This is a genomic window from Phaeobacter sp. SYSU ZJ3003, assembly GCF_041300735.1.
In the GTDB taxonomy this organism is placed as follows: Bacteria; Pseudomonadota; Alphaproteobacteria; order Rhodobacterales; family Rhodobacteraceae; genus Phycobacter; species Phycobacter gallaeciensis_A.
Genome location: NZ_PXNU01000009.1, coordinates 15,912 through 28,683, shown reverse-complemented (window position 1 = coordinate 28,683; position 12,772 = coordinate 15,912). Strand labels below are relative to the sequence as shown.

10 protein-coding genes are annotated in these 12,772 nt (G+C 60.6%); 5 read left to right on the top strand and 5 right to left on the bottom strand.

Going from position 1 to position 12,772, the window contains the following annotated elements; genetic code table 11:
- Positions 1-51 precede the first annotated feature (51 nt).
- Both C6W91_RS04160 and C6W91_RS04155 read right to left on the bottom strand, forming a co-directional pair.
- Positions 52-1,608: an ABC transporter substrate-binding protein gene (locus C6W91_RS04160; protein ID WP_274866731.1), complete on the bottom strand. Its 1,557-nt coding sequence runs from the start codon at positions 1,606-1,608 to the stop codon at positions 52-54.
- Between the two features lie 97 nt (positions 1,609-1,705).
- Positions 1,706-2,665, bottom strand: coding sequence for a LysR family transcriptional regulator (locus C6W91_RS04155; protein ID WP_274866730.1), 960 nt, complete (start codon positions 2,663-2,665; stop codon positions 1,706-1,708).
- A gap of 97 nt (positions 2,666-2,762) precedes the next feature.
- On the opposite strand from C6W91_RS04155, the gene C6W91_RS04150 reads away from it, so the two are divergent.
- The 4 genes from C6W91_RS04150 (at position 2,763) to C6W91_RS04135 (ending at position 8,666) form a co-directional block, all read left to right on the top strand.
- Positions 2,763-4,391 (top strand): amidohydrolase, encoded by a 1,629-nt coding sequence (locus C6W91_RS04150; RefSeq protein ID WP_274866729.1) that lies wholly within the window; start codon positions 2,763-2,765, stop codon positions 4,389-4,391.
- A 6-nt stretch (positions 4,392-4,397) separates the two neighbouring features.
- The gene (locus C6W91_RS04145) at positions 4,398-5,315 is read left to right on the top strand and encodes a GTP-binding protein (protein WP_370570458.1); all 918 of its coding nucleotides are present in this window, start codon (positions 4,398-4,400) and stop codon (positions 5,313-5,315) included.
- Positions 5,316-5,417: 102 nt separating this feature from the next.
- Entirely contained in the window at positions 5,418-6,083 is a 666-nt protein-coding gene (locus tag C6W91_RS04140) for a phosphoribosyltransferase (protein ID WP_370570457.1), read from the top strand.
- A gap of 147 nt (positions 6,084-6,230) precedes the next feature.
- A complete protein-coding gene (locus C6W91_RS04135; RefSeq protein WP_274866726.1) occupies positions 6,231-8,666 on the top strand; it encodes a Lon protease family protein in 2,436 nt (811 codons plus the stop codon).
- Between the two features lie 27 nt (positions 8,667-8,693).
- Here C6W91_RS04135 and C6W91_RS04130 read toward each other — a convergent pair whose 3' ends face one another.
- Positions 8,694-9,131, bottom strand: coding sequence for a nuclear transport factor 2 family protein (locus tag C6W91_RS04130; protein WP_370570456.1), 438 nt, complete (start codon positions 9,129-9,131; stop codon positions 8,694-8,696).
- Positions 9,132-9,412: 281 nt separating this feature from the next.
- Here C6W91_RS04130 and C6W91_RS04125 point away from each other — a divergent pair, with 281 nt between their 5' ends.
- Positions 9,413-11,080: an FAD-binding dehydrogenase gene (locus tag C6W91_RS04125; protein ID WP_274866725.1), complete on the top strand. Its 1,668-nt coding sequence runs from the start codon at positions 9,413-9,415 to the stop codon at positions 11,078-11,080.
- 9 nt (positions 11,081-11,089) lie between these two features.
- Here the strand turns inward: C6W91_RS04125 and C6W91_RS04120 are convergent, their stop codons facing one another.
- Both C6W91_RS04120 and C6W91_RS04115 read right to left on the bottom strand, forming a co-directional pair.
- A complete protein-coding gene (locus tag C6W91_RS04120) occupies positions 11,090-11,740 on the bottom strand; it encodes a TetR/AcrR family transcriptional regulator (RefSeq protein WP_065271230.1) in 651 nt (216 codons plus the stop codon).
- A 1-nt stretch (position 11,741) separates the two neighbouring features.
- On the bottom strand, positions 11,742-12,764 hold the full coding sequence (locus C6W91_RS04115; protein WP_274866857.1) for a 2-dehydropantoate 2-reductase: 1,023 nt from the start codon (positions 12,762-12,764) through the stop codon (positions 11,742-11,744).
- Between the last annotated feature and the right edge of the window lie 8 nt (positions 12,765-12,772).

Sequence of the window (12,772 nt, the reverse complement as noted above, 5' to 3'; positions counted from 1 at the left end):
GCCAGTATTCTGTTTGTCGGCGCCCGCCGGTCCAGCCGATCAGGCCCGGACTCATTCGCCCCAGGAGACCATGTCCATCGGGTGCATGGTGCCCCAAATGCCAGTGGGAACGTTCATCAGTTTCTTGTCGTAGGCCGTGTGATAGGGCAGCGCGTTGATCCAGTAGACCGGCAGGTCCTTTGCGACGATCTGCTGGAACTCGGCATAAAGCTCCTTACGCTTGGTCGGATCGCTTTCGATGGCGGCGGCGTTCAGCAGTTCATCAACCTTTGCATTGGCGTATTGCTGGGTGTTGGACCAGATCACACCTTGGCGGATGTTGTCGCTGAGATAGGTACGGTGCACCCCGATCACCGGATCGCCCCAGTTGAACACGATATCCATCGTCAGTTCAAAGTCATGTCCGCCAACCCGGCCGGCCCAGGTCGGGAAATCTGGCGCAGCGCGCACGGTGACGGCAATACCGATCTTTTTCAGCTGCGATTTCATGTATTCGGCAATCGACTGCTGCTGTTCCTTGGGGCCGGGGATGAAATCAATGGTCAGTTCCATCCCGTCAGCAAACCCGGCTTCGGCCATCAGGGCCTTTGCCTTGTCCAGATCGGCATCATAGGCGGGGATGCTCTCGTCAAAGAAGGGCGAGCTTTCGATGATCGGACCCCGTTGCGGCGTGGAAACGCCTCTGTGCAACGCCTTGGTGATGAAGTCGCGATCCACCGCATAGGCAATCGCCTGACGCACCCGCACGTCGCTCAGCTTGGGCGAGGCGGTGTTGAAGGCCAGCCAGTTGAGCGGACCAACTGCAGCATAGCCTTCGGCGGTGACACCCAGGTGGTCGGCTTTTTCAAGGCGGCGGATTTCCTGGCTGCCGGCCATGAAGGGGTACATATCCGCTTCGCCGTTTTCCATCGCGATCAGCAGCGCCGAGGGATCCTTGATGATGCGGACGATGATCTCATCCAGCTTGGGGCGCCCGTCCAGGAAGAAATTCGGGTTCTTCTTCAGAACGATGGCCTCGCCTGCCTTGAATTCTTCCAGCATGAAGGGGCCGGAGCCGACAGGTTTGGAATTCATCGGGTGGGATTTGATGTCCTGCCCATCGTCGAATACGTGCTTGGGCAGGACTGGAGCCAGCGCGGGCGACAGCGCCAGCAGCAGCGCCGGGTGCGGATTGCTGAGGTTGATCACAACCGTATGCGCATCCGGCGTGTCGATGCTTTCGACCGGTGCGAACATGGATTTGAAAGGGTGGTTTTCCTTTGTGGTCAGGATAGAATAGGCCACATCTTCCGAGGTGATCGGCTCTCCGTCGTGAAAGGTGGCATTGTCGACCAGGTTCAGCGTGACGGTCAAGCCGTCCTCGGAGGTTTCCCAACTTTTTGCCAGATAGGGCTGCGGCTCCCAGTTTTCGTCATAACGGATGGGCGAGGCAAAAATCTGCGTCGACGGCACGGCGGTTGCGATGCCCGATTGCACCGCGCCGTTCAGGTGTCGTGGCACCTGACTGGAGGCGATGACCAGCGTGCCGCCGTCGGCAAATGCGGGCAGGGCGGTAGAGGATAGTGCGGCAAATGCGGCCGCGCCCAAGAGGCGTGACATGAGTTTCATCTGGATCTCCCTGATCGTTTTTTTGCTGTTTCAATCAGGCTAGTCTCGCTCACTCGTCTCAGAAAACAGTCTTTTGCAGGGGTGAAAGTCTCATTTTTTAGCGGAAGATGTGAGCAGAGGAGGGTGTTTCCTGCGGGTTGGAAAACAGTAAATCATCAAAATCCCCGCGCTCCGCCACCTCGCGGCAGGAGGCCAGAACCGATTTCACGATGGCAGATTTTTGTGACGCAGGCGTGTAAGCCACTCCATATTGTGGTGATTCCAGATCGCCCTTGATCGGGCGGGCGACATAGCCGCTTTGTCCGACGCGGTCGTTAGGGCCGCAGATATTCATCAGCGCATAGCCAAAGTTCGCGGCAACAAGCCCCCGCAGGACAGACGAGCTTTTGGTGGTATGTGCAATATTCGGGCGCAGGCCCCGAGCTTCGAAAAGGCTGCAAAAATAGGCACGCGTTCCCGGCAGGTCCAGAAGGATCATCGGCAGTTCCGCCAGATCTTGAAGGTCGACCTCCGGCTTTTGGGCCAAGGGTGACTCGTCGGGGATCAGTGCAATCGGTGTGGCCCGGAACATCGGAATGAAAGGCTGCGCCTCTGGCGTGGTGCGCCGGTAGGTCAGCGCCACATCAATGGCCCCCGAACTCAGCAGATCAGCAATCGACTGCATGTCGCCCTCTTTCAGCTCGATGCTGATTGACGGGTAGTCTTCGGAAATCCGCTTCAGGATCGGCGGCAGCACATAGGGTGCGGTCGGGGCATAACAACCCATCCGCAGAGTCCCTGCCAGATCACCGGTCAGGGACATCAGATCCGATTCAAAAATCCTGGATTGTTCAAGAAACTCCTGAACCCGCTCGCCCACTGCCAGTCCGCTGCTGGTCGGGACGATCCCGCGCGCCGGCAGCCGCCGCAACAGTTCGGTGCCTGTCGTTTGCTCGATCATGTCGATGGCTGCGGTGATCGAGGATTGCGAAATATTCATCTCGACAGCGGCCCGTGCGATGGAACCGGTCCGCAGCGCCGCATCGAAGTAGCGAAGTTGTTTGAGCGTGAAACGCATATCAATTCCTGCATTTTTTGCGGGTTACCTCGACAGTAATTACATTTTTCCAATGTTCAAAGCTTGGATATCCCAAAGGGGAACCCAAAGGTGCTCCATGTCAAAAATCACTGTTTTCAAAGCAAAAAAAATCATCACTCAGGATCCGAACACTCCGGTAGCGACCCATGTCGCGGTGCAGGACGGTAAAATTCTGGCTGTTGGCGATGCCGATTGCGCGCAGCAATGGGGCGCTGTCGAACGCGATGACAGCCTCAGTCATGCGGTGCTGATGCCCGGTTTTGTCGAAGGTCATGCTCATATGATGGCTGGGGCGATGTGGAACTATGCCTATGCCGGATATCACGACCGGATCGACCCCGACGGGCGTATGTGGTCGGGCATGACGGACATAGGCGAGGTGATTTCCGGCCTCACGGAGTACGCCGGATCTCTGGGTGAGGACGTGCCACTGATCGGCTGGGGATTTGATCCGATTTTCCTGCCCACCGAGCGGCTGAATCGGCACCATCTGGATGAGATCAGCACCACCCGCCCGATTGCCATCATTTATTCCAACTTCCACCTGATGTGTGTGAACTCAAAGGCGCTGGAACTGGCGGGATACAGCCGGGAGACCAATGCCGAGGGGGTTCTAAAGGGTCCCGACGGCAGCCCGACTGGCGAGTTGCAGGAAATGGCAGCAATGTTCCCGGTAATGCGTCGGCTTGGCATCGATTTCCGCAGCCTGGCCCAGCAGGCGCCATCGATCCGGACCTATGGTGAGGTCGCCAAACGCGCGGGCGTCACCACCATCGCAGATCTCTTCTCTACCATGGAAGACAGCGATCTGGATGTCATGCTGGAGGTGACGGGCGCACCGGATTTCCCGGTCCGCATCGTGCCTGCGCAGGGTGCAATGGGGGCAACGCCCGAACTGATCGCCGCCCGGGCCAAGGATCTGCGCGCCCGCTCCACCGACAAGCTGCGCCTCGGGGCGGTCAAGCTGATGACCGATGGCTCGATCCAGGGCTGGACCGCGCGGGTGAAATGGCCCGGCTACGTGGGCGGACAGCCTAATGGCATCTGGAACACTGCACCCGATCAGATCTACGCCCTGTGCGAAGTGATGCAGCGTGAAGGCGTGCAGATGCATATCCACGTCAACGGCGACGAAGCTTCGCAGGTCGCCATCGACGCCATCGAGGCGGCTCTGCGCCGGGCGCCGGGGCAGGGGCATCGCCATGTGCTGCAACATTGCCAGATGATGGGACGTGATCAGTTCGAACGCTGCGCGGAGCTGGGGATCTGCACCAATATCTTTGCCAATCATATCTGGTACTTCGGCGATCAGCACGCGGCTGCAACCATTGGTGAGGATCGCGCCACGCGGATGGATGCCTGCCGAGCCGCGCTGGACGCAGGTGTGCATATGACGATCCATTCCGATGCGCCGGTAACGCCGCTGGCGCCGTTGTTTACCGCCTGGTGTGCCGTCAATCGCCAGACCATGAGCGGCCGAACCCTGGGCGCGGCGCAACAGATCACCGTGGAAGAGGCGCTTCATGCGATCACCCTTGGCGCGGCCTATACGCTGCGGCTCGATGATGAGATCGGTAGTATCGAGACTGGTAAGAAAGCCGATTTCGCAGTGCTGGGGGAGGACCCGACCGCGGTGGACCCGATGGCGCTGAAGGACGTGCCGGTTCTGGGCACGGTGTCGGGCGGTCAGGTGCATCTGCTGTGATCCGCCATGATTGACAGCTGCCTGCCAATGACCGTGATCGGGGGGTACCTCGGCGCGGGCAAGACCACGCTGATCAACCGCCTTCTGTCGGCGCCGCATGGCCAGCGTCTGATGGTTCTGGTCAATGATTTCGGCGCCATCAATATCGATGCCGAACTGCTGCACAGCGCCGATGAGGACACGCTGACCCTGACCAATGGCTGTGTCTGCTGCACCATGGGCGCGGACCTTTTCATGGCGATTGCCGATGTGCTCGACCGCAATCCGCGCCCGGATCACCTGATCGTCGAGGCCAGCGGCATTGCTGATCCGCAAAAGATTGCCAATGCCGCCGTGGCAGAGCCAGAGATGCGTTTTGGCGGCATCGTGACCGTGGTCGATGCGGGCAGCTATCAGAGCCTTTCCAGCGATACATTGATCGGCCCGCAGATCCGCGATCAGGTGGCTTGCGCTGATCTGGTGCTGGTCAGCAAGACCGAAGAAATTCCGTCGGCGGTGGCCCTTGGGCTGGCCGCCGACAGCCGGTCGGCCCCGGTTCTGCTGAGCGATGCAGCCCATGTGGCCGAACTGCTGCTGTTGCAGCCGGACCCCGGCAGCAAGCCGCAGCGGGGGGGCAGGGCACATCCGGATTACATGCATTGGCATCACAGTGCGGATATCGTTCTCAGCCGGGAGGAACTCGCCCGGATCGTTGAAACCCGCCCACCCGGCTTGTTCCGGATCAAGGGGTTCGTGCGTGGCAGGCCGGGGCGGGGCTGGCTTATTCAGGTGGTTGGGCAGGACGTTAGCATTACTCCGGCTGACGTGCCCGGTGACACGCATCTGGTCGGGATCGGCCTCTCCGCTCAGGTCACGGTGCAGGACTGTGAGGTATGGTGGCAAGGGGCAGAGCAGCTCTCAGTGGCAGCTGTCAGGGCGGATTGAGGTCGATCAAGGACAGCGCAGCCCGACCCTAGTATTCCTGTATCCACATTCGGTTCATAGCCAGCGAATGCGGATACGGGCATGCGACAGGAGGCGGCTGCAATGACGCTTTTCAAAGATCGAACAGATGCGGGACAGGCCCTTGCGGCCGAACTGTCCGGCAAAGCGTATGAAGACCCGGTGATCCTTGCGCTGCCACGCGGCGGTGTTCCGGTCGCGGCTGAAGTTGCTCGCGTGCTGAATGCCCCGGTGGATCTGATCATGGTCCGCAAGATCGGTGCCCCGGAACAGCCCGAACTCGCTGTGGCAGCGGTGGTGAATGGCTCTGATCCAAAGATCGTCACCAACCCGGAAATCGCCAGATCCTTTGGACTTGCCGCGGCGGATATCAAACGGATGTCCCGGCCCCGGCTGGAGGAAATTAGGCGCCGCCGGGAGGTCTATCTGAAAGGACGCAAGCAGGTGCCGCTCAGGGGGCGGACGGCGATTGTCGTGGATGATGGCATCGCCACCGGCGCGACGGTCCGGGCCTCGCTGCGGGCTGTGCGTGCGCGCAAACCGGCGCGTTTGGTGCTGGCGGTTCCGGTGGCCCCGCGGGATGTCGCTGAGGCGTTGCGTGACGAGGTGGACGAGTTGATCTGTCTGAAAATGCCCTTTCCTTTCGGCTCAATTGGGCGTTTTTACAGCGATTTTTCGCAGACCTCGGATGAAGAGGTCGTCCGCCTTCTGGATGCGGCGGCAAAGGCAGCCTCCGCAGAAACGTCCTGAGACGGGTTCAAGGCAATACGCCCGGTGGGTACTTCAAGGATCGTATCTATCTGCGTTTTCACCTACGGCTTGTGCTTGGGCACTGGCGGGGGGATCGCAAGTATGCCACCTTTCCCACAATCATGCTGAACCAAATCAGGAGCCTGCATGTCTGATACGGCACTGTCGCCCGATGAGCTGAGACGGGTCTGCGATCCGGCCGAGTTCGAGTTTGCAACCACCGCCGATCTTGAGCCGCTTGAAGGGCCGCTGGGGCAGGGCCGGGGAATGGAGGCGATCCGCCTGTCGGCGCAGATGAAACACCGCCGGTTCAATCTTTATGTGCAAGGCCCGCGGGGCAGTGGCCGTAAATCCGCCGTGCTGCGCGTGTTGGAGGAAGAGGCCGCCAGCCGCCCCATTCCAAAGGACTGGGTCTATGTGCAAAACTTTGAGGACGCCGATCAGCCCAACGCCATTTGTCTGCCGCGTGGGCAGGGCGTGCGGCTGCGCAACGCGATGGCCCGGCTGCTTGAGGAGTTGGCCAATCATATCCCGGCGCTGCTGGTGTCCGAAGACTATCAGAACAAGCGGATGGCGCTGGAGCAGGATTACAATGCGCGGCGCGAAGAGGCCTTTGATGCGCTGCGTCAGAAGGCCGAAGCCAGGAATGTCGCGATCCTGAGTACGCCGATGGGGTTTTCCCTGGCCGCAAAACGCGACGATGAGATCGTCAAACCGGAGGTGATCGAAAAGCTGCCCGAAGAAGAGCGGATACAGATCCGCGACGCCGTTGCGGAAATTCAGAGCGAGCTGGAGGATTTCCTTCTGGACCAGCCCGAACTGGAGAGGGAACAGCGCGATGCGCTGACCCGGCTCAATGCGGAAATGGCGCGGATCGCAGTGGATGCGGCCGTCGACAGGGCCTGTCGCGGTTTCGTCGAGATCGACGAGCTTGGTCCGTATTTCACGGCTTTGCGGGATGATCTGGTGGCCCATGCGGATCTTTTCCTGTCACTGGACCTGGGGCGCTCCAAGGCGCCGTTTCCCGCCGGGTTGGCTGCCCTACGCGAGGATCCGCAGTTTCACCGCTATCATGTCAATGTGGTGGTGACCCATGATGGCGATGCCGACCGGGCGCCGGTGGTCGAGGAAAGCCTGCCGACTCTCGCCAATCTGACCGGGCAGATCGACTATATGGCGATGCAGGGGGTGCTGGTCACCGATTTCACCCAGATCAAACCGGGGGCGCTGCACCGGGCGAACGGGGGGTTTCTGGTGCTGGACGCCCGCCGGGTGCTGGCGGAGCCCCTGGCCTGGGATGCGCTGAAGCGCTGTTTGGAAACAGAGGCGGTGCATGTGATCACCCCGGCCGACCGGCTGGGGCTGATTTCGACCACCACGATGAAACCCGAACCGATCCCTCTGGATGTACGCGTTGTGCTGGTTGGGGATCGTATGCTGCACATGCTGCTGGCGGAATACGATCCAGATTTCGACAAGTTTTTCCGCGTGACCGCTGATTTCGGGCCTGACATGGTGCGCGATGCGGACAGCGTTGCGCTGTTTGCCCGCCGGGTTGCGGCGCTGGTGAAGGAAGAGGCGCTGCGCCCGGTGACGGCTGATGGTGTGGCGGCGCTGATCGATGCTGCCTCGCGCGCCTCGGCAGATCAGGAAAAGCTGAGCCTTCGGATCGAGACCTTGTGGGATATCCTGCGTGAAGGCAATCACTACGCCCGCCAGGAGGGCGCTGAGGCCATTTCGGCAAAACATGTGAATGGCGCCATCACTGCTGCCGAAGAACGCCGTGGTCTGATCCGCGACCGGATGCGCGAGATGATCGCGCGGGAGCAGATCCTGATTTCCACCCGGGGCAGTGAAATCGGTCAGATCAACGGGCTGACCGTTTCGGCGCTGGGCGAAGAAAGCTTTGGCGCGCCGGTGCGGATCACCGCCCGCGTTCGCGTAGGGTCCGGACGTGTTGTTGATATTGAGCGCGAGGCCAAGCTGGGCGGTCCGATCCATTCCAAGGCGGTGCTGATCCTTTCTGGCTATCTGGCGGCGCGCTATGTGCCGGACGCACCCCTGTCGCTTTGGGCCAGTCTCGTTTTCGAGCAAAGTTATGGCGGCGTCGAAGGCGACAGCGCGTCGTTGGCAGAGCTCTGCGCCCTGATGTCGGCCCTTGCCGAGGTGCCAATCTCACAGTCCTTTGCGGTGACCGGATCGGTGAACCAGATGGGCGATGTGCAACCCATTGGCGGCGTGAATGAGAAGATCGAAGGGTTTTTCGAGGTCTGCCGTACCGAGGGGCTGACAGGCCGTCAGGGGGTTCTGATCCCGCGCAGCAATGTGGAGAACCTCATGTTGAAACCCGAGGTGGTGGAGGCGGTGCGCGCCGGGCAGTTCCAGATCCACGCGGTCAGCCATGTGGATGAGGCCATCGAACAGCTGACCGGCCTGCCTGCCGGGCTGCGCGATCTGCACGGTGCCTTTGAAGACGGGTCGGTCAATGCCAATATCGAGGTCAAACTGCTGGATTTCGCACAGACGCGCGCTGCCATGGGGGGATCATACGAGGCGCCGAACTCTCCGGATCCAGAGGACTGATCCCGGAAGGTCAGGACGCGCTACGCGTCATTTCCATTGCATTTCGGCCCCGGTCAGGGAAATCAGCAACGTATCCTGCGGCATCTGGCCAAGGCCTTCGAACATCTTGATATAATTGAGGTTCGAGTGAATTTCGGCGATCTTGTCGTCTTTAATCCGGAACATCATCTGGCCGTCAAAATCAAAAGGCGGGCGTGTGGGGTGTTTCGTGACAGCTACCGTGAAACAGGTGATTACACAGTCGCCTAGCTCTTCGAAGACGGAAAAGGAAACCTCTGGTGTGCATTCAAGGCGCGCTTTCAGGGCCGAGACGATATCGATGGACCTGAAATCCTTGTCTGCCAGATTGGACACCGGGCCACTCGCCTTTGCACCGGTTGAAAACATCTCGTCCTGTATTTGGTCGTTGTTCCGGTACCAGATTTCCTCGAACCAAAACCGCACCAACTCTGCCTTGCTTCCCACCAGTTATTCACCTGTTTAGAGTTCCCGTTTGGCGGGATTTTATGCCGTGTTTACGACCGCCGTCGAGAGCATGAATACGTCGGTCGCGACCTGTGTCAAAAAGGCCAAAATCGGGCGGGATGGCTGCCCTGTGGTTATTCTGGGCAGTCGCGGATTGAGCTGCTAGCCTGATCGAAGCCTCGGGTTTCAATCGCAAATGCGGGGCACAGCGGGGCAGGGATCGGGGAATCCGGGTGCAATTGAGGAGTTGCGCAGCCTGCCGCGCGTCGGGAGGGGAAACGATGAAACACGCTGAGCAACAGGCAGATGTCATTATCGTCGGGGCGGGGCTGGCCGGACTGGTGGCCGCCGCCGAACTGGCGGACCGGGGCAAGACGGTCATGATCGTCGATCAGGAACCCGAAGGTTTTCTTGGCGGCCAGGCCTTCTGGTCGCTGGGCGGGCTGATGTTGATCGACAGCCCCGAACAGCGCCGCATGGGGATCCGTGACAGCCGTGAATTGGCCTATTCTGACTGGATGGCCAGCGCCGGTTTCGACCGTGACGAAGACCTCTGGCCGCGCAAATGGGCCGAAAGCTATATCGATTTTGCGGCCGGTGAGATGCGGCCCTGGCTGCATGACATGGGCATGCGCTGGTTTCCGATCGTCGGCTGGGCCGAGCGGGGCGGCTCCTTTGCTTCGGGGCATGGCAATTCGGTGCCACGGTTCCATCTGACTTGGGGCGTGGGTCCCGGCACGCAGGAGCCGTTCGAGCGCCGCGTCAGGGAGCATGAAAAGGCGGGGCGCATCAACCTGAAGTTCCGCCACCGCTGTTCACATCTGCTGATGCAGAACGGCGCCTGCACGGGCATCAGCGGCGAGGTTCTTGCCGAAGACACCAGCGCCCGCGGGCAGAAGACCAACCGCGAGGTCCTTGACGATTTTGAACTGCGCGCCGCCAGCGTGGTGGTGGCCTCGGGCGGGATCGGTGGCAACCTGGAACTGGTGCGCAAGGCCTGGCCGACGGACCGGCTGGGGGCCGCGCCAAAACACATGATCGTAGGCGTTCCCGCCCATGTGGACGGCCGTATGGTCGCGATCACCCAGCAGGCCGGTGGCCATGTGATCAACGCCGACCGCATGTGGCATTACACCGAAGGCGTGAAGAACTGGGATCCGATCTGGCCGAACCATGGCATCCGGATCCTGCCGGGACCTTCCTCAATGTGGTTCGATGCGACCGGCAACCGTTTCGCGCCGCCTGCCATGCCGGGCTTCGACAGTCTTGGCACGCTGAAGGCCATTCTGGCCACGGGCTATGATTATTCCTGGTTCATCACCACGCAGAAAATCATCAAGAAGGAATTTGCGTTATCCGGATCAGAGCAGAACCCGGACCTTGCCTCCAAAAGCTGGAAACAGGTCCTAAAACAGCGGCTCTTGAACAAGAAGGCGACCCCCAACGTGGAAGCCTTCAAGGAGCACGGCGAGGATTTTGTCGTTGCTGTCCGGCTGGAGGCTCTGATCGCTAAGATGAATGCGCTGCAAGGGAACAGCCTGCTGGATGCCGGAAAAATACGGGCCGAAATCACTGCCCGGGACGCGCAGATCGACAACCCGTTCTCAAAAGACGCCCAGATGATGGCGATCCACGCGGCCCGCAATTATCGCGGCGACAGGCTGATGCGCACGGCAAAGCCGCACCGGATCCTGGATCCCGACAACGGTCCGTTGATCGGGGTCCGGCTTAACATCATTACCCGCAAGACGCTGGGCGGGCTTCAGACCGATCTGAATGGGCAACTGGTCGATGCCAATGGCAAGACCATTCCCGGCCTTTTCGCCGCGGGGGAGGTCGCCGGGTTCGGCGGCGGTGGCTATCATGGCTATAACGCGCTCGAGGGCACGTTTCTGGGCGGCTGTATTTTTTCGGGCCGCCAAGTGGGGCGGGCGGACAGCATTGCCTGATGACCGGGATTAGTCCTCTAAGTAATTCGCCAGATAGGAATCCAGCAGGGTGAGAAACTCCTGCGCGTAGATATCCGCGTTTTCTGGGTTGGACTGAGCCGCGATCATATCCTCCATGGCAACCGCGATCTGCAGTACCGTCTGGGCCACCACCTTTGGATCGCCACCATGAAACCCGTCCTGACCGCGTTTCCAGCGCATTTCCATCAGTTCGGTGGTGTATTCACGTTCCCGGTCTCGGGCAGCGACTGCTGGGCGGGCCGAGACGAAATACATCAGCAGCAAACGGTAGTAAGGATTGTTCCGTACATAGTCTCTCTGGGTAAGGATGATGTGATGCAACCTGTCGCGCCAGCCCGGTCTTGTTTCGGTGTTTTCCAGCGTCTCCAGAACCTTGTCCCGCAGTTCCTGCGCGCTTTGCAGGTAGAGCTCGCGCAACACATGCTCCACATCGGAGAAATAGCGGTAAATGGAGCTGACCGGGATCCCGGCATGAGTGGCAATCTGTGTGGTCGTGATCGTTTGCACGGGATGATCTGACAAGAGATCTGCCGTCGCGGTCAGAATGATGTGGATCCGCTGGACAGCGCGGGCCTGTTTCGGCGTGTTCCGTGTTTTCAGCGGACCAAAGACCATGGGTGTTTGTGCGGACGGGGTCATCTTACAGTCTCAGCAGTTGGGCCAGGGCAGCTGCCGAATGGCTTTGCTTTGGCGTCGGCGCGGCCTCTTGGGCTTTGATCAGATTGAACAGGGCAGTGTTGATGGGCGCCGGGCAGTCGGCAGCTGCGGCCAGGCGCAGGATTTCGCCGGTGATCGCATCGATTTCGGTGGGCCTGCCCGCGGCCAGATCGACGGCCATGGAGGTCATCGACGCCGGATCGAGTTTCTGAAGCCGCAGCAATGTCCTATTGAACAGCGCGTCCGGCAAACGCAGCAACCATTGCACCAGCCGCGGGGAGAGGGGACCGACGGTCTGCCAGGTAACCCCTGCTTCGTCATAGACCCGGAGCGCTTCGCGCAGCGTGGCCGCGTATATCCGGCGGTACCCCGATTGGCAGAGCATGGCATGAAGTGGCAGGCCGCTGAGGGCGTTGATCGGATTGATCAGGTTCAACAGCAGCTTGCCGTATTGAATGGGCTTCAGCGCATCCTGCAGCTCTGCCGGGGCGCCGGTGGCCGCAATGATCTCGGCAAGGGCAGCGCTGACTGGCGTGCGTTCCAACTTCAGCTGCCCGGCGCTGGACCGATGCAGGTGGTTGCCGGATGCCCAGACTACATTGAAGGGCACCATACCGGCGATGACCGGATGAGCGGGAAGGGCGGCACGCAGCTGCTCCACCGCGGACACTCCGTTCAGCAGGCAGAGGATCGGCGTTCCTTCGGTGGCGTAGGCGCGGATCTCTTCGATCGCCCGCTCCAGCCCGATGGATTTGAGCGTCAGCACGATAAGATCGGCCTCTGACAAGGCCTCGGGGCTGTCGTGCAGATCCAGAAGCGACAAGTCAGTGTCCGCCGCCGTGCCGCCGGTCAGTCGCAGCGGTCCGGCACCGATCTGTGCCCAAGTGGCGGCCCGTCCGATCAGGCCTATACGCCCGCCCGCCGCCTGCACGGCCGCTGCCCAATGCGCACCGAGGAAACACCCGATCGCTCCGGCGCCCAGAAAGACAACTCTGCGGGGTGTCACGTTCAATC

What these genes read in the sequence shown, in the direction of transcription:
- C6W91_RS04160 (WP_274866731.1), bottom strand. Translation starts at nt 1,608, where the DNA reads ATGAAACTCATGTCACGCCTCTTGGGCGCGGCCGCATTTGCCGCACTA.
- C6W91_RS04155 (WP_274866730.1), bottom strand. Translation starts at nt 2,665, where the DNA reads ATGCGTTTCACGCTCAAACAACTTCGCTACTTCGATGCGGCGCTGCGG.
- C6W91_RS04150 (WP_274866729.1), top strand. Translation starts at nt 2,763, where the DNA reads ATGTCAAAAATCACTGTTTTCAAAGCAAAAAAAATCATCACTCAGGAT.
- C6W91_RS04145 (WP_370570458.1), top strand. Translation starts at nt 4,398, where the DNA reads ATGATTGACAGCTGCCTGCCAATGACCGTGATCGGGGGGTACCTCGGC.
- C6W91_RS04140 (WP_370570457.1), top strand. Translation starts at nt 5,418, where the DNA reads ATGACGCTTTTCAAAGATCGAACAGATGCGGGACAGGCCCTTGCGGCC.
- C6W91_RS04135 (WP_274866726.1), top strand. Translation starts at nt 6,231, where the DNA reads ATGTCTGATACGGCACTGTCGCCCGATGAGCTGAGACGGGTCTGCGAT.
- C6W91_RS04125 (WP_274866725.1), top strand. Translation starts at nt 9,413, where the DNA reads ATGAAACACGCTGAGCAACAGGCAGATGTCATTATCGTCGGGGCGGGG.
- C6W91_RS04120 (WP_065271230.1), bottom strand. Translation starts at nt 11,740, where the DNA reads ATGACCCCGTCCGCACAAACACCCATGGTCTTTGGTCCGCTGAAAACA.